Raw genomic sequence first — 21,921 nt, forward strand, 5'->3', positions numbered from 1 at the left:
AAAATGTTAACTTGGTTTTTCGCTACTATATGAGCATTGTATCGAATAACTATGATGACACCATTGCCGACCCGGTTGCTTTTAAACAATTGGCGGTAAAGGATGCTCTCTTCCTGTATTACAGGTGCCCCCAGGTAGACAAGCACGTACAACTTTTTTCACACTATAACGAAATTATGTTTACGCTTGAAGGGTCGCGAACGATGCATCACAACGGAAAATCATGGGTACTTGGCAGAAACTCCTGTCTGCTTACGCGCAAGACCGCCTACCTTCAGGAACTTCCGGAACTTGTGGGGTGGGAGGTACTCGCTTTTTACTTCCAGGATAGTTTCTTTCGAAAAGTAGTCGATGAATATTACCAATACCTGCCGTTGAAAGGCCTGCCTGAACCACCACGCGATATGTTGATTGAAATCCATGTGAACGACACCACGCGGGCATTTTTTTACAGTATCCTTCCTTACTTTAAACAAGTCACGCCTCCGGTGGAGGCGTTGCTTGAGCTTAAGTTTAAAGAACTTCTCTTCAACCTGTTTTTAGATCCGGCCAACGCGGGACTGCTGGCGCACGCGAACAGTCTTATGCACGTAAACAAAATTCCCCTGTGGCAAATTATGGAAACGAACTACATGTTCAATCTTACCATAGCCCAGTTTGCCCGAATGGCACATCGTAGTACTTCTGCTTTCAAAAAAGAATTCAACGAATATTACGGGACCAGTCCAGGTAAGTGGCTTACACAAAAAAGGCTGGATCATGCCAAGTTGTTACTTGAGACCAGCAGCAAAAGTGTAAGTGAGGTGGCGTTCAACAGCGGTTTTGAAAACTTGTCACACTTTAGCCGGATCTTTAAAGAAAAGTATGGCGTATCTCCGCTGCAATACAAAAATCAATAAAACGAGCCAACACCAACGCTTTTAACACTCCTAAATCCAATAAGCAAAAAAGTTAAACGTCTGAGAAAAACCGCGAACACTCACACCACGTTACTTTGTGCATAGTAAAGACAGTAGCGTATGCCAACACCACTTGAAATTTTGCTTGACCCGATAAGCCTTATTGTAATAGGGCTGTATGCCGCGCTTATGATTTGGGAGGCTTTGTTTCCTGCCCGAGTTTTGCCACGTATAAAGTACTGGAAAGTAAAGGGGATAATTTTTTTCGCCGTCTACTTTTACCTTTCGAGTTACCTGCCTCTTCTTTGGAATGAATTCCTTTCCTCCCATCAGGTTTTCGATCTCACAGGCTTGGGAACAACCGTTGGAGCTGTGGCGGGAATTCTACTTTATCAGTTTGGCGTTTATGTATGGCATCGCGCCATGCATAAAAACAATCTGCTATGGAGGGTTTTTCACCAGATGCACCACAGTGCAGAACGAGTCGATACCTATGGCGCGTTTCTGTTCAGTCCAATGGATATGATCGGGTACACAGTACTGGGCAGTTTGCTTCTGGTGTTGGTGGCGGGATTTAGCCCACAAGCGTCTACCATCATTCTGTTGGCAAATACTTTTTTCGCCATGTTTCAACATGCCAATATTCACACTCCGGTTTGGTTGGGTTACCTGATACAGCGTCCGGAAGCGCATGCCGTGCATCACGCCAAAGGAATTCACGGGTATAACTATTCAGATATCTCCATTTATGACATATTGTTTGGTACCTGGAAAAATCCAGCGGGCTTCGAGCACGAAAATGGATTTTATCCCGGTGCATCATCTCGGCTATCGGACATGCTCCTGTTTAGGGATGTGGCAGAGCCCGCGCAAAAAGAACAGCTACCCAAAAACTGACAAGCGCGCGAGACTGCAAGCCATGAGAGGGAAAATGCCTATTACTTTTTTTTTGAAAACTCACGCCTGATCCTGCTCAATGAAGTATCTGTAACATTTAGATAGGATGCAATTTGTTTCAACTGGGCATGCTGAAATATCTCTTTGTTGGAAATGATAAATTTTTTATACCGGGCTTCGCCGCTAAGGTTGATTAAGTCCAATGATCTCTTTTTAAATAATACATATTCTTTGGCCAACATGGCCACACCATAGGCCCTAAATTCAGGGACAGCATGCAGTAGCATGTTTAATTGCTCATAGGTAATTGAATAGCCTGTACAATCGGTTACTGCCTGTATGCTTTCTTTGGATTTTGTTTTTAAATAAAACGATGAAACTTCAAATACCACACTATCTTTTTGGTAGAAATTCGTGGTTATCTCGTTGCCTTTACTGTCAAAGGTAAAAGCGCGCATCAACCCGCTCTGTAAAAAGAAATAGCGGTCATTTACCTTTCCTTCTCTAAGGAAGAAGTCGTTTTTGGCAATAGTCATCTCTTCGAAGTACTCGACCACGTAGTCTAATGTACGATCCGGGAATGTTAAATTTCGTAGGATATAATTTTTTAATCCCTGTTTATCCATTTGTATTATAGCGTGTTACCTTATTCCGTTCAAACGTTGTTAAAAATTACCATGCAGCAAAAAATGCTTTAAATTTTGATTGATCGCCTCTCTGGCGATCAATCAAAATTTAGTCTACATCCTCAAGTTAATAAAAAAGCATTTACCTTCAGCAAAACCTCGGCTGTTCTGGGACAGGCCTCCGTGCCTGTTAAACTTTCTGGTGAATGATCTTTTATTTGGCTTCCACTGCTATGATTTGCGCCAGCACATGTGGAAACATAACAAAAGGGGTATGACTGGAAGGAAGGGAATACAATCTCTGTATGCCGGCATCTTTGACCATTCTCTGTTGAAGTAAGTATCCGATGGTATGATCATTTAGACTGTGAACAAAAACTTTATTGATTTTTCCAAACTTTCCGTCGGTCAGTGTGACTGGCGTTGCTAGCGGAGCCAGCGGTTCAGGTTTTATAGTATTGCTAACATAGTCGGCCACCGGTGTGGGTGCGTCGGCCATGAAAACATCTGCAACGCCTTCTTTACGTACAGTGGCAATCCCTGCCTTTTCATCTACTATAAGACTTTTCCCAATGTGACTCTCGGCGTCAGTTTGCGCAATGGATAGCAGGCTCTCTCCATTCTTAGGCACGTAAGCTGCAATATAAATTATCTTCTTTATCTGTGGTGCAATTTGTTCCGCTACCTGGCTTCCTACAATACCTCCGAAACTATGGGCTACCAATACAATATTTTGTTTGTCGCCAATGGTTTTTTTAACTTCGTCAATATAAAGTTTTAAGCTGATCCCGGTAATAGTGGTGTTATCGCTTCCGTGTCCGGGAAGATTAATGGAAATAACCTGGTTGCCCGCTGCAAGTAAATCTTCGGTAACATGTTTCCAGTCACTCGCCGATGACCATGCACCGTGAATAATTACAATTGTACTTGTGCTCTGGGCTTTATTAACCTGCGAGAAGGTAGTAAACGTCGTCGTTAATAGCACTGCAATTGATAAAATCAAGTTCTTCATTATTCTATAGAGTAAAGTTGATAATTAGTTATGTGATATTTTGATTAAAAGCGCTGTTAGTGAATCAGGCTGGGAAAGGAATGGGCTATGGCCTGTATTGATCTTGTATATGGATTTAACACCGCCGGATGTAATCATCCTGTCTTGTAAGGACGGAGACACCACATGGTCTTTTAGCGTCTTGATAAAGACTTTTTCGACCACCCCAAAATTCTTGGCAGTGAGCGATACAGGATTAATAAATGGAATTAATGGTTCCGAACGGTAATTTTTCAACAGAAGGTTTTGAATCTCCGAAGAGCCATCCTGGATAAAAAGGTTGATGATTTGATCTTGCTTTACATCTACAGTGACACCGTCGTTGTTAAAGATCAGGACACCGCTGCCACCAAGCTCTGAGTCGGAATCGGTATGTGCCAAACTATCTAATGTCTGGCCAGTGGCTGGTAAATAGGCAGCAACGTAAACCAGTTTCTCAGTTTTTTCAGGTACTGCTTCTGCTACTGAGGAAATTATCATGCCCCCAAGGCTATGACCTACTAAAATAACTTTACCATCGATTGTCGAAAGGACATCAATTATCTTTTCTTTATAGCGATCCAGTGTTATTTCGCCAGGGGGTGTCTGATCGTTTCCATGTCCTGGCAATTCGATAACAGTAACTTTATTACCTTGTTTTTCAAGATTGGTTTTTACAGAATTCCAAACATACGGAGCCTGCCATGCGCCATGAACAAGTACATAATTTTTGGATTGTGCTGGTTCGGCGTCGTCATCTGAGCAGGATGTTAAGATAAAGATACAGGCAACAACAAAAAGCTGGATTAATCTACTATGTTTCATGATTGGTGTAGTTACATTTTAATTTTTTCTTCCGTTTTTCATATAGTATTTAGGACTACCATGCAAAGGAAGTGGGAATAACCCTAGCTCCACTTGTCTTATGGCAAGTAATGAGCCTGGGGCTTTTTTTTACCACTGCCAGACTTTTCTTAGCTTTGCGCCATGCCTGCTATGGAAGAGAAGATAGAACACGCAGTTTTTACCTACGATGTAAAAAAGCTCCAGGCCGCACTGGCCACCTATTTACACCGCCAGTTGCCCACCGATGCCTGGACCTGGTTAGAGGAACGCGCTTCGCTGGTTTCAGAAACCGGGAATACGCAGCAATTTGTTGTCGGTTTTTCGGCTATGCCGCGCAAGACCGGTAAACAAGCCCTGATACTCTCGGAGGATGAACAGACCGCCCTGCAAACGATCCGGCCCGGATTGACCCTTCGTCACTGGACGATCGACCGGCTCAGTCGCGTGTGGCTGATGCTCTGCCTGGATACCACGAACCGTGATCAGTATATAGCCGCCATCGAGCATCTTTTTCCGACTGCCGAAATGAACGAGCTGGTGGCGCTGTATTCAGCGTTACCGTTGTTGGCTTATCCTGCCGCGTGGCGTGCGCGTTGTGCCGAAGGCATTCGCAACAATATCGGCGATGTGCTGGAGTCGATCATGTGCGACAATCCCTATGCTGCCGAAAACCTCGACGAGCCGGCCTGGAACCAATTGGTACTGAAGGCCATCTTTACCGAAAAACCTATTCACCGCATCATCGGTATCGACGCCCGTGCCAATCAAACGCTGGCCCATACGCTCTCCGACTTTGCGCATGAACGCTGGGCTGCACACCGCCGTGTGCCCCCCATGCAGTGGCGCTGCGTCGCTAACTTCATTGACGATCGCATCTTTCCCGATATACAACGCATCGCATATTCCGAAATCAATGCCGAGCGCGAAGCGGCTGCCCTGGTCTGTGCGCAGAGCCACTATGCACCCGCGCGTGAGCTTGTAGACAAAGCCGTCGATCTCAAAGCCATCCTCAACAGCGGTATGACGTGGGATAAGCTCGCCGGGAAGCCTTGAATATTCGATCCTGAATCCTGAACTTTGAATCTTTAACCTTATCCATATGTGCAGCAGTCACGAACTAACCGAAAGAAGTCTTGAGCCTCGCGTCGAGATGCCCCTGTACCTCGAGAGCATCAAAGGCATGAAATTCTTCGACCCGCACGTGCACATGACCTCGCGCACCACCGACGATTACCAGGCCATGGCCGATGCCGGCGTGGTGGGATTGATCGAGCCCGCCTTCTGGCTGGGGCAGCCACGCACCGGGGTGGCTACGTTTAAAGATTACTACAGCAGCCTCATTGGCTGGGAACGCTTCCGCTCATCGCAGTTCGGTATCAAACACTATTGCACCATCGGCCTCAATTCGCGCGAAGCCAACAACGAACCGTTGGCCGAGCAGGTTATGGAAGTTCTGCCGCTTTTTATTTACAAAGAAGGCGTGGTCGGCGTAGGGGAGATCGGTTTTGACGATCAGACCGCGGCCGAAGAAAAATTCTACCGCGCGCAATTGCTGCTCGCAAAAGAAGCATCGTTGCCCGTACAAGTGCACACACCGCACCGCGATAAAAAACGCGGCACGCAGCGCAGCATGGACATCGCCATCGACTGTGGCCTCCCTCCGGGCATGGTCATCATCGATCACAACAACGAAGAAACCGTTCAAGAGGTACTGGAGCGCGGCTTCTGGGCGGCGTTCACCATCTATCCCTTTACCAAGATGGGCAACGAGCGCATGGTGGAGGTCGTCAAAAAATACGGATCGGAGCGCATCATGATCAACTCCGCCGCTGATTGGGGAATCAGCGACCCGCTGGCCGTGCCCAAGACCGCCGCACTCATGAAACAACACGGTATCAGCGACGAGGCTATTCGACTCGTGACCTATAAAAATGCCATTACAGCCTTTGGTCAGAGCGGCCAGATAAACGAAGCCGATTTTACCGGCACACAACAGATCGATCAAAGCCAGAAGTTCGAAGGCAATACCGTACTGCGCGGTGGCCAGCAGCCCCGTGTAGACAAAGACTCGCTCATTATCCGCTAACATGAAAAAACTCATGGGCCTTTTGCGCCTCACGCGCCCGGCCAATATCGTTACCGCTGTGTCGGATATTCTGGCCGGCGCCGCGATCGCGGGATTTGCAGTCGTGGGCGAACAGCCTTCTTCTTCGCAATACTTGTACTGGTTGGTACTTTCCACCGTGGGGTTATATGGTGGAGGTGTGGTATTCAACGACGTGTTCGACGCTGCGCTCGACCGGGTGGAGCGCCCCGAACGCCCTATACCGAGCGGGTTGATCTCCGGGAGAGAAGCTGCACTGCTGGGCAGCATCTTGCTGCTCGCAGGCATCGCAGCGGCGTTTATGTTTTCACCGCTTTCAGGGACAATCGCCGTGGCCATTGCCGTCGCCGCGCTGGTATATGACAAGTGGGGTAAACACCACAGCTTTCTTGGCCCTATAAACATGGGCCTCTGCCGTGGACTCGACCTCTTGCTGGGCATGAGCCTGGTACCCGAAGTGATAACACAGTTTGGCTTCCTCGCGATCGCGCCAATACTTTATATAGCGGCCATCACCATGATCAGCCGGGGAGAAGTACACGGCGGAAAAAGTAATACGATGCTCGCCGCAGCCGGGTTATATGGAGTTGTTATTCTGGCCATCGTCGCGTGGTCGATCGCCAACCATGCCTATTATGCGCTCATATTCCTGGTGCTGTTGATCATATTGATCTTCCCGCCGCTGGTTCGCGCCTTTCGCGCGCCCATCGGCTCCAATATCGGCAAGGCCGTTAAAGCCGGGGTACTGGCACTGATTATTATGAATGCCGCCTGGGCCGCTGCCACCGGGGCCATTTTACTGGCCGTCATCATCGCTTTGCTGTTGCCGGTATCGATTGCAACGGCCAAATTGTTCGCCGTCACCTGACGTCTGCCAGTCACCAGATTTTGCCGTGGACGGTAGGGCCGAGGACCGTGATTTTTCCTAATTTTAGCCCCCGCATCAGGGAGGAGATCTATCTATGGAGTTTTTGCAGCAGACATTCAGTGTCCGGTTTGATTACAAAGTATTTTTCACCACACATCTTTTCAGCACTGAAAACCCGGGCTTCCGGGAGTTTCTGACCGTCGAAAAACGATCCGAGATACCACCCAAGGTGCTCTTTGTGCTCGACGACCAGGTAGTGTCTCATCACCCACGCCTGCTCGACGACATCAAGGCCTATTTCAAGACTGTAGCCGGCGTGCAGTTGGTGGAGGATGTCGTCATCATACCCGGTGGTGAAGCGGCCAAGAACGACGAGAAATTGTTCTACAAGATCGTCGACGCCGTAAACGATTATAAGATCGACCGGCATTCGTACCTCGTCGCCATCGGCGGAGGCTCTATCCTGGACCTTGCCGGCTACGCTGCCGCGGTATCGCACCGGGGCATACGCCACATCCGCATACCTACCACGGTATTGTCGCAAAACGACTCGGGCGTGGGCGTGAAAAACGGCATCAACTTCTATACGAAGAAAAATTTCCTCGGCACGTTTGCACCACCCGTAGCCGTGTTCAACGATTTTCATTTTCTGACCACGCTTCAGGAGGTAGACTGGCGTTCCGGCATTTCCGAAGCTATTAAAGTGGCGCTCATCAAGGATGCCACTTTCTTTCAATGGCTGGTCGACAATGCCGTGAAGCTGGCTCAACGCGATATGCCCGCCATGCAATACCTGGTGAAGCATTGCGCCGACCTGCACATGCAGCACATTCGCAGTAGCGACCCCTTTGAACAGGGATCGTCACGACCGCTCGACTTCGGTCACTGGAGTGCCCACAAGCTTGAGCAACTGGCGAAGTTTAACATACGCCACGGCGAGGCCGTCGCCATCGGCATCGCCCTCGATACCGTCTACTCGCACCTGAGCGGACGGCTCACCCGCGAGGCGATGGACCAGATCCTGCAGGTGATTGAAACCCTGGGGCTGCCCATTACGCACCCGCTACTGGAAGTGACCGGCGCCGGCAGTCCGCTGCTCAAAGGCCTTGAAGAATTTCGTGAGCACCTCGGCGGCAAACTCACCATCACCCTGCTGAAAGGCATCGGCCACGGCGAAGAAGTACACGAAATGGACGGTGCGCTGATACAACAAGCCAGCGAATGGCTGAAAAACAAAAAGTAACGACCATGCAGACAGCGCAGGGACATCTGACCTACTGTACCAACATACACGCCGGCGAAAGCTGGGAAGATCACTTTGCCGCGCTCCGGCAGAATATACCCGGTATCAAAAAACGGATCAGCGCCAACGCTCCCTTCGGCATCGGCCTGCGCCTGTCACATCAGGCCAGCCTTACGCTGCAGGCGCCCGAGGCCTTGCGTACGTTTCAGGATTGGCTGCGACAGGAAGATTGCTACGTGTTTACCATGAATGGCTTTCCCTACGGAGGCTTTCACCACACCAAAGTAAAAGACCAGGTGCATGCGCCCGATTGGACCACCCCCGAACGCCTGGCCTATACGATACGCCTGTTTGATATTCTAAAAGTACTTGTACCCGCGGGTATGGAAGGTGGTATATCTACTTCACCGCTGTCTTATAAATACTGGCACGCGGTCACGCAATATCCCGAAGTCTTTAAAAAAACTACCGGGCAGATCCTGGAGGTTGTTCGTCACCTGGTCGGTATCCGCCGCGATACCGGCAAGCTGTTGCACCTGGATATCGAGCCTGAGCCCGACGGACTGCTGGAAAGCGGCCCGGAGTTTTTTGAATGGTACGAGCAGTACCTGCTGCCAATGGGCAAGACATATTTGCAAGAACACGCAGGCCTGGACGCCAGCGCGGCAGAAGCCGCCATACGAGACCATGTACAACTGTGCTATGACGTGTGCCATTTTGCGGTAGGATATGAAGACCATGCCACTGTCGTACGACAGTTGGAGGAGAAGAAAATAAAAACGGGCAAGATCCAGATCAGCGCCGCGCTGAAAGCCGACATGCCGGCCGGCAAAGACAAACGCGCTGCCGTGGTTCAGGCATTTCGCCAGTTTAACGAATCGACGTACCTGCACCAGGTCGTGGCCCGCCAGGAGGATGGCACGCTCAAGCGCTATCCCGACTTGCCCGGAGCGCTCGCCGATGCCGGCCATGCCAGTACACGCGCATGGCGCTCGCACTTTCACGTACCCTTGTTTATTCAGGACTATGGACTGCTGCGCTCCACGCAGGAAGACATCCAGGAGGTGCTGAAGATCCAGGGAGCTACACCGTTCACCAGCCACCTGGAAGTTGAAACCTATACCTGGGAAGTATTACCAGAGGCCCTCAAAGCCCCGTTGTCCGAATCCATCATACGCGAAATGGAGTGGGTGATTAATAATTTATAGACATGCAGAAAACCGTAGTGATCGATATCGTGGGATTGTCTACCGGCTTGATCGGCGACCACACCCCGTTCCTTAAAAAATATATACAAGACAAGTTCGTACAGACGATTGCGCCGATGTTGCCCGCGGTGACCACGGCGGTGCAGTCCACCTACGTGACCGGCAAATGGCCCAGCGAGCATGGCATTGTAGGTAATGGCTGGTATGACCACACCGACTCGGAGATCAAATTTTGGAAGCAGTCCAACAAGCTGGTGCAGGCCGAGAAGATTTGGGACAAGGCCAAACGCCTTGATCCTACCTTCACCGTTTCCAAAATGTTTTGGTGGTATAATATGTATTCCACCGCCGATTACTCTGTAACACCACGGCCCAACTACCTGGCCGACGGCCGCAAGATGCCCGACTGCTATTCCGAACCGGCCACGCTGCGCGATGAATTGCAAAAAGAGCTCGGCACTTTCCCGCTGTTTCAATTCTGGGGGCCCGGCGCCAACATCAAGTCCACCCAATGGATCGCCGATGCCTCGGTAATCACCGATAAAAAATATAACCCTACACTCACGCTGATCTACCTGCCCCACCTCGACTATTGTTTGCAGAAGTTTGGGCAGGACTTCCATCTTATCGCGAAAGAGTTGGGCGAGATAGACCGTGTGGTAGAACAACTGGTAACACATTATACCCAAGCCGGTGCGCGCATCATGCTGCTGTCCGAGTACGGTATTACCAATGTCGATCGCCCTATTTACGTCAACCGGGTGCTGCGTGAAAACAACTGGCTGGGCATCCGCGTCGAGCGTGGCCTGGAGCTGCTCGATGCCGGAGCATCCAAAGCCTTTGCCGTGGCCGATCACCAGATCGCGCATATTTATATCAAAGACCCCGCATGTGTCAGCAAGGTAAAAAGCGTGGTGGAAAAAATACCCGGCGTAGAGCTGGTGCTGGACAAGCAGGAACAAAAGGCCCACCACATCGATCACGAACGCTCCGGCGACCTGGTACTCATGGCGGACGCCCGCAGCTGGTTCTGCTACTATTACTGGATGGACGACAACAAAGCACCGGATTTCGCACGGTCTGTCGATATCTTCAAGAAACCCGGCTATGACCCCGTCGAGATGTTCATGTCGTCCAAGCTGCGCGCCGCCTACAAGCTACTGCGTAAGAAGGCGGCACTGCGCTATGTCATGGACGTCATTCCCCTGGATGCCACGCTCATCAAAGGTTCACACGGCCGTATAAATACGCCCGTTTCGGCACACCCGGTGCTGATCACCGACAAGGCGCTGGCAAAGAAAGAGCTGACGCCAGTAGAAGTATACGACGTGATTGGTGACTATCTTGGTATGTTTTGAAAAGTCAACAAAAGAAAGAACGTCCAAACGAAAAGCCTGGTTTACATCCCCGGAACAGGCATCGTCAGCGTTATAATTTCGACGAGCTCATTCGCACCTTTCCTGCATTGCGTCCATTCGTCCGGTTGAATGAGTATCAGGATGAATCGATTGACTTTTCAAATCCCGCTGCGGTGATGATGCTGAATAAAGCGTTGTTGAAACATTATTATGGTATTGATCACTGGGATCTTCCATCAGGTTATTTGTGTCCCCCCGTTCCGGGAAGAGCGGATTACATTCATCACATAGTCGATTTAGTAGGGAGCTGTAACAGCGGAACAGTTCCTGTGGGGCCCAAAGTAAAATGCCTTGACGTTGGTGTTGGGGCAAATTGTATTTATCCAATTATTGGAAATAAAGAATACGGATGGTCCTTTGTTGGATCCGATATTGACCCGGCGGCTATTCAATCAGCACATAAAATAGTGGAGGATAATTTCCAGTTGAAAGGAGCGCTGGAACTTCGCTTACAGCCGCATGCGAATGATATTTTCCGGGGCATTATTCAAAAGGATGAACACTTTGATTTAACAATTTGTAATCCACCATTTCATGCCTCCTTGCAAGAGGCCCAATCAGGTTCGCTTCGTAAATTGAGCAACCTGAATAATAAACGAATTACCAAGCCGACGTTGAACTTTGGCGGTGTGAACACCGAGTTGTGGTGTGAAGGCGGTGAGGAAAAATTCGTGCAAAAAATGATCAGCGAAAGCAAACAATTTTCATCCTCCTGTTTTTGGTTTTCTACCCTGATTTCTAAATCGTCCAATCTTAAAAGCGTTTACACGGCGCTTAAACAGGCGAAGGCTGTCGACGTAAAAACGATTCCCATGGCTCATGGAAATAAGATAAGCCGCGTCGTAGCCTGGACATTCCTCACGCCGGAACAGCAACGCCGCTGGGTAAATACGCGATGGACGGTATAAGCGCGGTCGCAGACTAAGCATCCGATTTCCACGGTTTATACAAGAACGTTTAAATCGTCTTAATTCCAGTCAACCCTGAAAGGGGTGTAATACATCAGCCCAGGCTGAAGGCCTGGGCCTGTGTGTCGCGCCCTTTCAGGGCTATATAGTTGGTTACACTACATCTACGTGGTGAGTATCAGGTCGTCTCGGCCCGGATTCGTGCCTGGCACTTTTTGTATACCCACGACAACAGCCATCTCAAGCGGCTGCCGAAGCATAGCTATTTATTTCACCAGGTACCGCTCCGTCCGTGTACGACTGGAATCATTCACCCGTATCAAATACAATCCGGGCGGCACGGCCGGAAGCGTTACGGAGATTTTTGCATTGGTAACGCGGTACTCGTCGCTCATTACCCGTCTGCCTTGAGCGTCCAGGAAGGACAACGAAACCTTCGGTGCTGTTGGATTCACCAGGATGGTGACATCGTTTGGCGCTCCGCTTTTTCCGGGAACAGGATACATGACGATAGTACCTTCCTCCGATGACCCTGTCTCCGCTCCAGCTACCCGTGCCACCGGCGAGCCGGCATATAGCTGTGACGTGGGCACCACCTCTCTGACCTGCAGCACGCTAGACCATTCCAGCTTGGCTTTCGCTCCATAAGCATTCTCATAATACTCCATCCGGATGTCGTACTGTTGTCCGGCATTCAGCAAGATGGTTCCGTATACGGTAGCGCCTCCATCGTCCTTCCATTTATTCACGAGAAGTTGATTGTTTACCCAAAGCCGGCAGCCGTCGTCACTGGTGACGAAGAAAGTATAATCGCCTGAATAACGCGGTTGAACCTGCCCCGTCCACCGCGCGGAGAACTGATCCGCATTTACACCCGTAGCCGGAGACCCCGACGCCCAATCGAAATTCACCACGGCATCCGTTCGCGTGAGCACCGGCGTTTCGAAGTTCATTCCATTAAAATAATTTCCCGTCAATCCGGTACCATTGCCATTGACCGGCGCGACGTCCGGCATGAGGTCCATCTTCCACCGTTGCGCATCGTTGTTGGGACCGTCGTTCCACTGGCCCACATTGGTGCCGGGTTCGGAACTGTTGTTCGATACATCCAGGCATTGGGTGGTGCCTTTATGCGTCAGCTTGGCATAGATGCCGATCAAATCGATCTTCCACCGCTGTGCGTCATTGCTCAGGTCGGTGTACTGCTGCACATTGGCGCCGGCAGTGCTGCTGTTGCTGGCTACATCCAGGACCATCGGCGTGCCTTTATGGCGCAATTTGTAGTGGCCGTCGGATTCGAGCGTAACGTACCAGCGCTGGGCATCGTTGGTGTTGTCTGTCCATTGCTGCACATTGGCGCCGGCGGCGCCGCTATTGCCCGCAACATCCAGGCATTGATTGGTACCCTTGTGCGTGAGCCGGTATAAACCACCCGACACGATCGGCATTTCAATCAGGTCCAGCCGCCAGCGCTGTGCATCGCTGCTGTTATCCGTGTGCTGTTGTACATTGGTATTCGGCTGGTTGCTGTTATTGACCACGTCGAGGCACTGGTTGGTGCCCTTGTGCGTGAGCTTATAATAACCGTCCGACATGGCCTCCAGTTTCCAACGCTGCGCGTCGTTGCCCAGGTCGGTATGTTGTTGTACGTTGGCATTGGGTTGGTTGCTGTTGTTGACAACATCCAGTACCATGGTTGTACCCTTGTGGCGCAATTTGTAATATCCGTCGGACTCCAGCGTAATCACCCACCGCTGCGCGTCATTGTTGCTGTCTGTGTACTGCTGCACGTTGGCGCCAGGCTGATTGCTGTTGTTGACCACATCCAGACACTGATTAGTGCCTTTGTGCGTCAGTTTATAAACACCGCCCGACACGAGCGACCATGCTGGACAGGTGTTGTCGGGTATGCGCGGCACAACACCATAGTTGGTCATGTTGACGTTGTCAATCAACCCTGCATCGTTAAAATACATCCGGTCGATACACACTTTTCGCTCGCCGCCAAGGCCATTTTCATAGCGATGATAAAGGATGTAGTATTCATCGCAGTTACCGATCTTCAGCACCGCATGGTGGCCGGGGCCTTTGTCTTCGCTGTTGGATTGTAGAATGACGCCGCGGTACGTCCACGGCCCGGTAGGCGAGCTGGAGGTGGAATACTGTACGTTATACGTGTCGTTATACCAGGCGCCGTTGGAGTACATCATGTAATAGATGCCATTTCGTTTAACCAGATACGGAGCTTCGGTATAGCCCTGCGGTGTAATGTTCGTGGGACCGGTTGCCAGCGAAATCATATCCGGGTTTAATCGTCGTACAACCATCTGCGCACCCGATGATCCGCCGTAATAGATGTAAGCCTGTCCATCGTCGTCCACGAATACCATGGCATCGATGATATCATTGGTGTAGGGATCGGTGCCAATTAAAGGAGATCCTAAATCGGTAAAGGGTCCAATCGGTGTATTTCCCACCGCGACACCAATCTTTACTTCGGCCGTATAGTAGAAGTAATACTTGTTGTTTCTGAATGCAACACCCGGTGCCCAGCCATTGTTCTCAGCCCACGTGCATTGCGGGCCGATGTCAAAAATCACGCCTTCGTCCTTCCAGTTTGTAAGGTCAGGAGATGAATACGCGTGGAACTTTTTCGTGTCCACAGAAGTCGTATAGATATAGTACAGGCCATTAAAATAGTGGATTTCCGGATCTGCTCCGTTGATGAGCGGGTTACCCGTAAATTGAATTTGGGATTGTACGTGCGTCCAAACAAGAAGCATTGCAAGCAGGGCAAAAACTTTTGTGGCTTTCATAGGGTGGTGATTTAGGGTTCTCCATTACTAGTGCACCATCGGACTCTTTTTTACTCTGATGTGAGTTGATTTTTTTTTAAATCGACGATTCCGGTGAAAACCTGAGAGATTTTAGACCGCGGAGTTTCTTGGCTCGTGCGCCCACACGTACAGCCTCGGGACTAACCAGCAAGGGTCATTGAACTACCTGGAGAAATCCGGTATTGAGTTGTTTAAATGCCAGGATATTCAATATATATTCAATAGTTAACGGAATTTTAATCAATAGATGTTCAATGCTTATATAGCTATTAGATATGTTATTATATAGATTTTCTGTTAAAAAAAAATATTTATTTAGAAGATAGATAGTTGGTATACTTTTAATAGATTCGTGTCAGGCACCGTTAGAAAAGTTGATGTTGTCTGAAAAACCCTCGTTATGCTAAAATCAATCGATTATGCCCTTTCTTGAAGGACCTTTCGCCTTTACCGGCAAATTAGACATGTTCAGCGCGTATCGAATGCGCGGCGTCGATGGGATAGTTGTTCGACGAAAAGGCGGCCCAAGCGCGGAAAAAATAAAAACGAGCGAAAGTTTTAAAAATACACGCCGCACGATGTCTGAGTTCGGCGGCTGCTCGCGCCACGGCAGCTATGTGCGCAAGGCGCTCATTCAAATCCGTCACCTGTCGGACTATAATTTTGGCAGCGACATTAACAGCGTGATGCGCCAGGTACAATTGCGCGACGGTACCGGCGAATGGGGCCGCCGTCGTATTACACTCTCCGAGCATACGCGTCTGCTGGAAGGTTTCTCCACCACGAAAAAAGCACCGACGTTCGATTCGATCGTGCGCGCCCCGGTATACTATACCCTGAATCGCCGTGATCGTTCAGCACGCGTGGATATTCCGGAGCTGCTCCGCGATATTAATTATTTTCCGCAGAACAATCATGCGATGTTTCGTCTAACCATCACGCTGGGTATTGTGCCCGACGTGACATTCGACATCCCGTCGAAGGAGTACTTACCACCGGCGTGGTATAGCCGGGCATACAATTCTATCAGTGCATCAACGGATTGGAGTCCGTCCCTGGAAGGGATGCCAGGTGCTACCCTGGAGCTCGCGATGGACGCTCCGCTTCCCCCCGATGAGGCTTGGACATTGATGCTCTCTATTGGAATCGAATACGGAGCGTTGCGTCAGAACGGAAAAATCGAGATGGTACGGCGCTTCGGTGCCGCGAAGATCCTGGCGTTGCAGGGCAAGGACGCTACGTCCGACGATGGCGGCGAGGATGATTCAAACGAACGGGACGAAGCGCCGTATACAGATGTCGTTGCTGTACCGGATAACGTTCACACGGGCGAATCTGATCAGGGGCCGGTCGCCATGGCCGGCCCGAAAATACGGTACGTATATACGGTGAAGGCGTCCACAACGGATACGCGGGAAGCGCGTGTCTATGGTTATACCATTCCGGTGGCAGTACCGGCAGATATACCCGATGTCGACACAACGCAACACGGAGGATCGTTTCCAGAGAATGTACATCGTCCGTCAGGCTTGCGGGGCTGTGTTGTTGATCGACTCCCAAAATTCTGCCAGACGTCGGTCGGGAATCACATCTTCTTTTCGCACTTTTCGCCTCAGCACAATTCCACTCAACCTCCTGCATCGGCTCAGCGCCGTGTAAAGTTGTCCATTGACAAAAGCGCCCGAGCCGAGATCGATGACCACATTGTCAAAGGTAAGTCCCTGACTTTTGTGAATGGTAATGGCCCACGCGAGTCGTAGCGGATATTGCAGAAACGTGCCCTTTATCTCGGACGTTATCTGGCGTTTGATCTTATCGTATTTGTAGCCGCGATTTTCCCACTTTTCCCGGGTCACACGATGTATACTGTTGTCTGCGAGTTTGACTTCTATAAAGTCGTTTGCGATAAATTCGATCTTTCCGATGGTGCCGTTTACCCACCGACGTTCCGGGTCATTTTTGACAAACATCACCTGGGCATAACGTTTCAACTCCAGTCGTTGATTGGATGGTGACCGCTCGTCCTGGAAGTCACCCTTCACGTCGGCTTCAAAGACAAACCGCTGTTCGCGAAGATCGTTAAGGCGCCGTTCGTTTTCTCTATCAGCAATGGCGTTGATCGTGGTTAGCGTGATTTCGAATTGATCGGTTTTGGGGATGTATGTAGGGTCAACCTGTCGGTTTATCTTATTCAAGTCTTCCTGTGTGACATCACACGTTCTGATGCGGTCCAGCAGCGCGACAAATTCGAGGTCCTCCTGCTGGCGTTTGGGAACCTTAAATTCGAATAGGGTGGGAGACAGCTCCCGATAAGCATAGGAGTCGAAAAAATACGGACTTTTAAAGATGTCGGAAAACAGGGCCTGTTCCGTTTCGTCGTTGATCGTAATGGGCGGAAGCTGGAAAATATCGCCAACAAAGAGCAGCTGCTTGCCTCCAAACAGCTGTGCGGGGTTGCCTCCGTTGTTTCGCAGTGAAAAGTCGATAGCCTCCAGCAGATCGGAGCGAAGCATTGATATCTCGTCGATGATGATGGTATCGATGTTTTCAAAAAGCTTCCTGACCTGATGTTCCTTGTCGAAGATTTTTATTTCCTCGTCCTCCGGCATCAGCGGTTTGGTCGGGAACCTGAAAAGCGAATGTATCGTAGAGCCTCCTACGTTAATGGCGGCGATTCCGGTAAATGCTATTTTTATGATTTTTTTTCCGGTTGTCTGCGAGAAATAATGGATGAACGTCGACTTGCCTGTTCCCGCCTTGCCCGTAATAAAGAAGCTGTCGTTAGAGTTTTCAATGGTGTTGAAAAGGTTTCGCACGACTTCATCGTTTTCGTAACCCTCAGGAACTTTGAATTCACGTTTGTACAATTCCGGGAGGGGATAGTCCTCAAAGATCGATAGTTGTGATCGTCCTGTTTGGATATCGACGAAGTACAGAAAATCGCCTATATTATCTTTATACGGGCTAAGATATTCAAAGTCGTCGCGTGCATGGGCAAGTGTTCGCAGGAGGAAGTAAGCCTTCTTCAGGAACATATGATATTGGTCCGGGAATTGTTGCAGGTGTGTATCCACGGACTCCCTGGACACTGTCACACCAACGAAGTGAAGGAACTTCAGCGTTTCATCCAATACATCACCTCGCTCCTGTGCGTGGCTGTTTTTATACATATCGTTGAAATTGCGCGGAAACACTTCAGGATAGTCGTCGGAAGTTTTTCCATAGAACAGCTGACGTGCGACGTTCGGTAGAAAGCGTTCATTGGCAGTGTCGACAAGCGAGCACTTCGTGAAGTTTTCAATCCACTTTTTTCGATAGTTGTAGCTCCTGGCCATGGGCAACTGTGATTTAGCGGAGGCGCTTTCGTACTGAATATAGGTATTTCGTGGGATATAGCCAACCTGGCCTCGGAGTATACCCTCCTGGGTTGGTTTTTCATTTCGGTTACAAATGTCCTTGATTTGGTTATTCGGGAGGGAGGATGATTACGGAGTTTTGCTTCGGTCATTTAATAATCATCAAGCCAATGAAAAATCAGAGCGAAGTATCAAAAGACAAACAGCCTGTGGCGCTTGTCACCGGGGCGAACCAGGGAGTGGGCTTTCAAATTGCAAAGGCGCTTGCCGCAAATGGATATCGCGTATATGTAGGCTCCCGAAATTTGGGTAATGGAGAAAAGGCGGCCGCGGAAATCGGTGCGAACGCCCATGCCATCGCATTGGACGTTACGAAGCAACCGACGATTCATGCATCGGTGGAACGGATTGAGAGGGAAGCCGGCCGCCTGGACCTGCTGGTGAACAACGCGGCGATATCGCACGCGGGAAAGCCGGGGCGTACCCTGGAGGAAGTATCCGCTGCGAACAAGGCCAGCCGGGCGTCCCTGGACGAAGTGCGTACCGTGTGGGAGACGAACGTTTTCGGGGTGATTGGCGTTACGCAGGCAATGCTACCATTGCTGCGGAAGTCGCAGGCAGCCCGTATTGTCAACGTGTCCAGCGGCCTGGGCTCGTTGAGCTGGGTGGTCGATCCGGCATGCTGGGCACGGGATCATTTCGATGTCGTGTATGCCGCTTCTAAAACTGCGATGAATGCCGTGACCATGGCCTTTGCCATCGAGCTGGAAAAGGAAAACATCAAGGTCAATGCTGTCAGCCCCGGCTTTACCGCGACGGCGCTGAATAATTTTCAGGGCACCGATTCCGTAGAAGTAGGCTCGCGGGAGCCCGTCCGTGTGGCGCTGGAAACCGATGGTCCTACGGCGGCGTTTACGGGTCCGGATGGTGCCCTTTCATGGTAAGTATGTATAACGCTATGTCTACTCTATGGCCGGCGACTGACTCGGTTGTCGGCCATACACTCAATTTTGCCGCATGAAAAGCGAGGCGCAGAAAATTGTTAAACTGGATTCCATACCGGAAATACACCGCATGTTGGGGATTCCGGGGCCGAATCATCCGTTGATCAGTTTGTTGGATGTTACGAAAACGGAGCTCGACCTGCGTCGGCTTCCAGCCAGTTACGTGACGGGTTTCTATAAGATAACCTTCATCACCAAACTGGTCGGAAAGTTCAGGTATGGTCAGGGGTATTATGACTTTGACGAAGGCAGCATGCTCTTCACGGCCCCTAACCAGATCGTTGGAAACGTAGAACGCTATACCGACAATAGGGGCTATTCGCTGATTTTTCACGAAGACTTCCTGCAAGGCCATCCCCTGGCGACGAAGATCAAACAATACGGCTTCTTCTCGTATGATACAAATGAGGCATTGCATCTTGCAGATAAAGAGAGAGAGACGATGCATGCGATCTATGCCATCATCCAGGAGGAGTTGAATGGTCGGATCGATGACTTTAGCCATGAGGTGATCCTTGCACAGATCGAGCTGCTGCTGAGTTATTCGAAGCGGTTTTATAAGCGCCAGTTTTTAACCCGGCAGGTAGTGACCACCGATTTACTGCAACAAGTAGAAGGGCTGTTGAATACTTACTTTGAAGAAGGAAAGCCGGCCATTCACGGTATCCCCACCGTTCAGCATTTGGCCGGGCAGTTGCATTATACACCCAATTACCTGAGCGATATGCTGCGGTCGCTCACGGGGTTGAATGCCCAACAGCACATTCACCAAAAGTTGATAGAACGATCGAAGGCGCTGCTGTCAACCACGAATTTAACGATCGGAGAAGTGGCCTATGAGCTGGGCTTCGAGCATCCGCAGTCGTTTAGCCGGTTATTCAAACTAAAGACACGGCTGTCGCCCGTCGAATTCAGATCGTCCTTTAATTGAAAGCGATTGTTACGGTTACGTCGCCTGTGCCCAGTGCTGCCGCCAGCCCCGTGGGATTGTCGATCTCGCCGAGCTTTGTATAATTATAGGAAGTGGTAAACGTCTCATAAAAAACAACCAACGTATTTGATCCCCACAACATCAGGTCACCGGCATGGATGGTGCCGGGATTCGTTGCCCGAGTGGGGAGCTTTTCGGCCAGCAGGAAGTACTTTTCATTTCCGTTGAGCTCTGTCATGGACATCGTCAATGGCAGCATGGATGTCAGGTGCGTTACGCTCGCATTGTCTACGAGCGTAGCCGCAAAGATCCTGTCGCGAATTTTGATCTTTACAGGAGTCTTCATCAGATCATTGGCTTCGTGTTCAGCTTCGTATGGTGGAATGGTATTTTCCGATTCACAGGCGGGTGGAATCAGTAATGTAACTACCATGCACAGGACCGTAGGCACGTATTTCATAGTGTGAGGGGATTGGTATTTACTTAACGCTCGAAGTCTGTTTTGACACGATACTGTCCGTCAGGTACTGCTTGAAGAATTTTTCCAGTTTGTCAAATGGAATGATATCTACCTTGTCGTATAGGTCTGTGTGAACGGCGTTGCGAATAATCATGAGTTCTTTGGGCTCTGCCGCTGCCGTATACGCATCTTCGCTGAAGTAGCGGGAATGCGCATTTTCGCCGGCAATCAACAGGATGGGGCGCGGTGAAATTTCTTTGATATAGGTCAGCAAGGGCATGTTGATCAATGACAGTGCGCTTGTGGCGGTCCAGGCTCCGTTGGAGTTCAGCGAGCGGGGGTGGAATCCGCGCGGTGTGCGGTAGTAGTTGAAATAGTCCACGACAAATTGAGGCTCGTTGCCTTGCAACTTCTCGGGGAGGTTGCGTGGCCCGGAGGCAGGCGTTCCCGCGGCTGCATCTTTCCAGCGTTGCTCACTCATATTTTCCAGCATGGCGGTTCGTTGTTCGGATGTTAATTTATCAAAATAACCTTTTGCTGTAACACGCGACATGTCGTACATGCTCGTGGTGGCGATGGCCTTTACGCGCTTGTCGACAGCTGCGGCATTAAGGCCGAATCCTGCGAAGCCACAGATGCCGATAATGCCAACCCGGTTTCTGTCAACAACGGATTGCAGGCCAAGATAATCTATCGCCGCACTGAAGTCTTCCGTGTTGATGTCTGCCGAAGAGATGTTTCGTGGTTCTCCGCCACTTTCTCCGGTGTAGGAGGGATCAAATGCGAGTGCTGCAAACCCTCGTGAAGCCATGGTTTGCGCATACAGGCCCGATGATTGCTCCTTCACCGCACCAAACGGTCCACTGATGGCCAGTGCAGCCAGGGTCTGATTGGCGCTATTTTTGGGTAGGTATAAATCTCCGCTAAGCGTAATGCCGTAGCGATTTTTGAATGTTACTTTTTGTCGGGTCACGTTGTCGTTCAGGACAAACGTGTAGTGCTCCTTTTCGGACTGCTTCATATGGACGTCTTTCGTTGATAGTGTTTGTGCGGGCGCTGGCCCCCAGGCTATGGCAAAGGCTATGGCGCAAAGCGGTAATGTCTTCATCTTGCGAGTGGTTTGTGTTGATTTGTTGAATACAAAAGTAGGGGGGAGGTCCCCGCGCGGGATAACGATTATCAAACCGATCATTAAGGATTTCAAACTTCTCGCTACGGGTGTTGGCGGTTCTTTTTATGTGGATTCTTTCGAAAATCCGCTTTTTTTGAACTTTTGGTGTTTGCGC

Annotated in this window: 18 protein-coding genes; 11 read left to right on the forward strand and 7 right to left on the reverse strand. The window is 50.1% G+C overall.

All coding sequences use genetic code 11. The annotated features are described in order from the left end of the window. Positions 1–29: 29 nt before the first annotated feature. Together K7P01_RS25205 and K7P01_RS25210 are read left to right on the forward strand one after the other, a co-directional pair. Positions 30–899 (forward strand): helix-turn-helix transcriptional regulator, encoded by an 870-nt coding sequence (locus tag K7P01_RS25205; RefSeq protein WP_267297353.1) that lies wholly within the window; start codon positions 30–32, stop codon positions 897–899. Between the two features lie 120 nt (positions 900–1,019). After that, entirely contained in the window at positions 1,020–1,796 is a 777-nt protein-coding gene (locus K7P01_RS25210; protein WP_267297354.1) for a sterol desaturase family protein, read from the forward strand. A 41-nt stretch (positions 1,797–1,837) separates the two neighbouring features. Here the strand turns inward: K7P01_RS25210 and K7P01_RS25215 are convergent, their stop codons facing one another. From K7P01_RS25215 to K7P01_RS25225, 3 genes are all read right to left on the reverse strand, one after another. Then, on the reverse strand, positions 1,838–2,422 hold the full coding sequence (locus tag K7P01_RS25215; protein WP_267297355.1) for a Crp/Fnr family transcriptional regulator: 585 nt from the start codon (positions 2,420–2,422) through the stop codon (positions 1,838–1,840). Positions 2,423–2,636: 214 nt separating this feature from the next. After that, positions 2,637–3,434, reverse strand: coding sequence for an alpha/beta fold hydrolase (locus K7P01_RS25220; protein ID WP_267297356.1), 798 nt, complete (start codon positions 3,432–3,434; stop codon positions 2,637–2,639). Positions 3,435–3,458: 24 nt separating this feature from the next. Continuing rightward, positions 3,459–4,277: an alpha/beta fold hydrolase gene (locus K7P01_RS25225; protein WP_267297357.1), complete on the reverse strand. Its 819-nt coding sequence runs from the start codon at positions 4,275–4,277 to the stop codon at positions 3,459–3,461. Positions 4,278–4,448: 171 nt separating this feature from the next. On the opposite strand from K7P01_RS25225, the gene K7P01_RS25230 reads away from it, so the two are divergent. From K7P01_RS25230 to rlmF, 7 genes are all read left to right on the forward strand, one after another. Further along, on the forward strand, positions 4,449–5,351 hold the full coding sequence (locus K7P01_RS25230) for an EboA domain-containing protein (protein ID WP_267297358.1): 903 nt from the start codon (positions 4,449–4,451) through the stop codon (positions 5,349–5,351). A gap of 97 nt (positions 5,352–5,448) precedes the next feature. Next, a complete protein-coding gene (locus tag K7P01_RS25235) occupies positions 5,449–6,384 on the forward strand; it encodes a TatD family hydrolase (RefSeq protein ID WP_267297400.1) in 936 nt (311 codons plus the stop codon). A gap of 1 nt (position 6,385) precedes the next feature. After that, positions 6,386–7,270 carry a UbiA-like protein EboC gene (gene eboC / locus K7P01_RS25240; protein WP_267297359.1) on the forward strand — a complete coding sequence of 295 codons (885 nt, stop codon included), beginning with the start codon at positions 6,386–6,388 and terminating at the stop codon, positions 7,268–7,270. A gap of 94 nt (positions 7,271–7,364) precedes the next feature. Next, positions 7,365–8,513, forward strand: a complete 1,149-nt coding sequence (locus tag K7P01_RS25245; protein WP_267297360.1) for a 3-dehydroquinate synthase — start codon at positions 7,365–7,367, stop codon at positions 8,511–8,513. After that, positions 8,492–9,721 carry a metabolite traffic protein EboE gene (gene eboE / locus K7P01_RS25250; protein ID WP_317987633.1) on the forward strand — a complete coding sequence of 410 codons (1,230 nt, stop codon included), beginning with the start codon at positions 8,492–8,494 and terminating at the stop codon, positions 9,719–9,721. Before K7P01_RS25245 ends, eboE begins: the two co-directional genes overlap by 22 nt. A gap of 2 nt (positions 9,722–9,723) precedes the next feature. Continuing rightward, on the forward strand, positions 9,724–11,079 hold the full coding sequence (locus tag K7P01_RS25255) for an alkaline phosphatase family protein (protein ID WP_267297361.1): 1,356 nt from the start codon (positions 9,724–9,726) through the stop codon (positions 11,077–11,079). After that, positions 11,076–12,047 carry a 23S rRNA (adenine(1618)-N(6))-methyltransferase RlmF gene (rlmF, locus tag K7P01_RS25260; RefSeq protein ID WP_267297362.1) on the forward strand — a complete coding sequence of 324 codons (972 nt, stop codon included), beginning with the start codon at positions 11,076–11,078 and terminating at the stop codon, positions 12,045–12,047. Before K7P01_RS25255 ends, rlmF begins: the two co-directional genes overlap by 4 nt. Before the next feature lie 266 nt (positions 12,048–12,313). On the opposite strand, the gene K7P01_RS25265 is transcribed toward rlmF, so the two are convergent. After that, on the reverse strand, positions 12,314–14,863 hold the full coding sequence (locus tag K7P01_RS25265) for an RICIN domain-containing protein (RefSeq protein WP_267297363.1): 2,550 nt from the start codon (positions 14,861–14,863) through the stop codon (positions 12,314–12,316). A 1,544-nt stretch (positions 14,864–16,407) separates the two neighbouring features. After that, on the reverse strand, positions 16,408–18,219 hold the full coding sequence (locus tag K7P01_RS25270) for an ATP-dependent DNA helicase (protein WP_267297364.1): 1,812 nt from the start codon (positions 18,217–18,219) through the stop codon (positions 16,408–16,410). Between the two features lie 191 nt (positions 18,220–18,410). Between K7P01_RS25270 and K7P01_RS25275 the strand changes: the two genes are divergently transcribed. Then, positions 18,411–19,184: an SDR family NAD(P)-dependent oxidoreductase gene (locus tag K7P01_RS25275; RefSeq protein WP_267297365.1), complete on the forward strand. Its 774-nt coding sequence runs from the start codon at positions 18,411–18,413 to the stop codon at positions 19,182–19,184. A gap of 73 nt (positions 19,185–19,257) precedes the next feature. Further along, positions 19,258–20,175, forward strand: coding sequence for a helix-turn-helix domain-containing protein (locus K7P01_RS25280; protein WP_267297366.1), 918 nt, complete (start codon positions 19,258–19,260; stop codon positions 20,173–20,175). Here K7P01_RS25280 and K7P01_RS25285 read toward each other — a convergent pair. Both K7P01_RS25285 and K7P01_RS25290 read right to left on the reverse strand, forming a co-directional pair. After that, positions 20,168–20,608, reverse strand: coding sequence for a cyclophilin-like fold protein (locus tag K7P01_RS25285; protein WP_267297367.1), 441 nt, complete (start codon positions 20,606–20,608; stop codon positions 20,168–20,170). The genes K7P01_RS25280 and K7P01_RS25285 overlap by 8 nt on opposite strands. Positions 20,609–20,654: 46 nt before the next feature. Continuing rightward, a complete protein-coding gene (locus K7P01_RS25290) occupies positions 20,655–21,743 on the reverse strand; it encodes an alpha/beta hydrolase (RefSeq protein WP_267297368.1) in 1,089 nt (362 codons plus the stop codon). Positions 21,744–21,921: the final 178 nt, after the last annotated feature.

It is taken from the genome of Parachryseolinea silvisoli, assembly GCF_021190955.1.
Taxonomy (GTDB): Bacteria; Bacteroidota; Bacteroidia; order Cytophagales; family Cyclobacteriaceae; genus Ohtaekwangia; species Ohtaekwangia silvisoli.

Coding starts and splice junctions, on each gene's coding strand:
- K7P01_RS25235 (WP_267297400.1), top strand. CDS start 5,449: ATGCCCCTGTACCTCGAGAGCATCAAAGGCATGAAATTCTTCGACCCG.
- K7P01_RS25285 (WP_267297367.1), bottom strand. CDS start 20,608: ATGGTAGTTACATTACTGATTCCACCCGCCTGTGAATCGGAAAATACC.
- eboE (WP_317987633.1), top strand. CDS start 8,492: ATGGCTGAAAAACAAAAAGTAACGACCATGCAGACAGCGCAGGGACAT.
- K7P01_RS25225 (WP_267297357.1), bottom strand. CDS start 4,277: ATGAAACATAGTAGATTAATCCAGCTTTTTGTTGTTGCCTGTATCTTT.
- K7P01_RS25270 (WP_267297364.1), bottom strand. CDS start 18,219: ATGGCCAGGAGCTACAACTATCGAAAAAAGTGGATTGAAAACTTCACG.
- K7P01_RS25210 (WP_267297354.1), top strand. CDS start 1,020: ATGCCAACACCACTTGAAATTTTGCTTGACCCGATAAGCCTTATTGTA.
- K7P01_RS25265 (WP_267297363.1), bottom strand. CDS start 14,863: ATGAAAGCCACAAAAGTTTTTGCCCTGCTTGCAATGCTTCTTGTTTGG.
- K7P01_RS25245 (WP_267297360.1), top strand. CDS start 7,365: ATGGAGTTTTTGCAGCAGACATTCAGTGTCCGGTTTGATTACAAAGTA.
- K7P01_RS25275 (WP_267297365.1), top strand. CDS start 18,411: ATGAAAAATCAGAGCGAAGTATCAAAAGACAAACAGCCTGTGGCGCTT.
- K7P01_RS25220 (WP_267297356.1), bottom strand. CDS start 3,434: ATGAAGAACTTGATTTTATCAATTGCAGTGCTATTAACGACGACGTTT.
- K7P01_RS25255 (WP_267297361.1), top strand. CDS start 9,724: ATGCAGAAAACCGTAGTGATCGATATCGTGGGATTGTCTACCGGCTTG.
- K7P01_RS25215 (WP_267297355.1), bottom strand. CDS start 2,422: ATGGATAAACAGGGATTAAAAAATTATATCCTACGAAATTTAACATTC.
- K7P01_RS25290 (WP_267297368.1), bottom strand. CDS start 21,743: ATGAAGACATTACCGCTTTGCGCCATAGCCTTTGCCATAGCCTGGGGG.
- K7P01_RS25230 (WP_267297358.1), top strand. CDS start 4,449: ATGGAAGAGAAGATAGAACACGCAGTTTTTACCTACGATGTAAAAAAG.
- K7P01_RS25205 (WP_267297353.1), top strand. CDS start 30: ATGAGCATTGTATCGAATAACTATGATGACACCATTGCCGACCCGGTT.
- eboC (WP_267297359.1), top strand. CDS start 6,386: ATGAAAAAACTCATGGGCCTTTTGCGCCTCACGCGCCCGGCCAATATC.
- K7P01_RS25280 (WP_267297366.1), top strand. CDS start 19,258: ATGAAAAGCGAGGCGCAGAAAATTGTTAAACTGGATTCCATACCGGAA.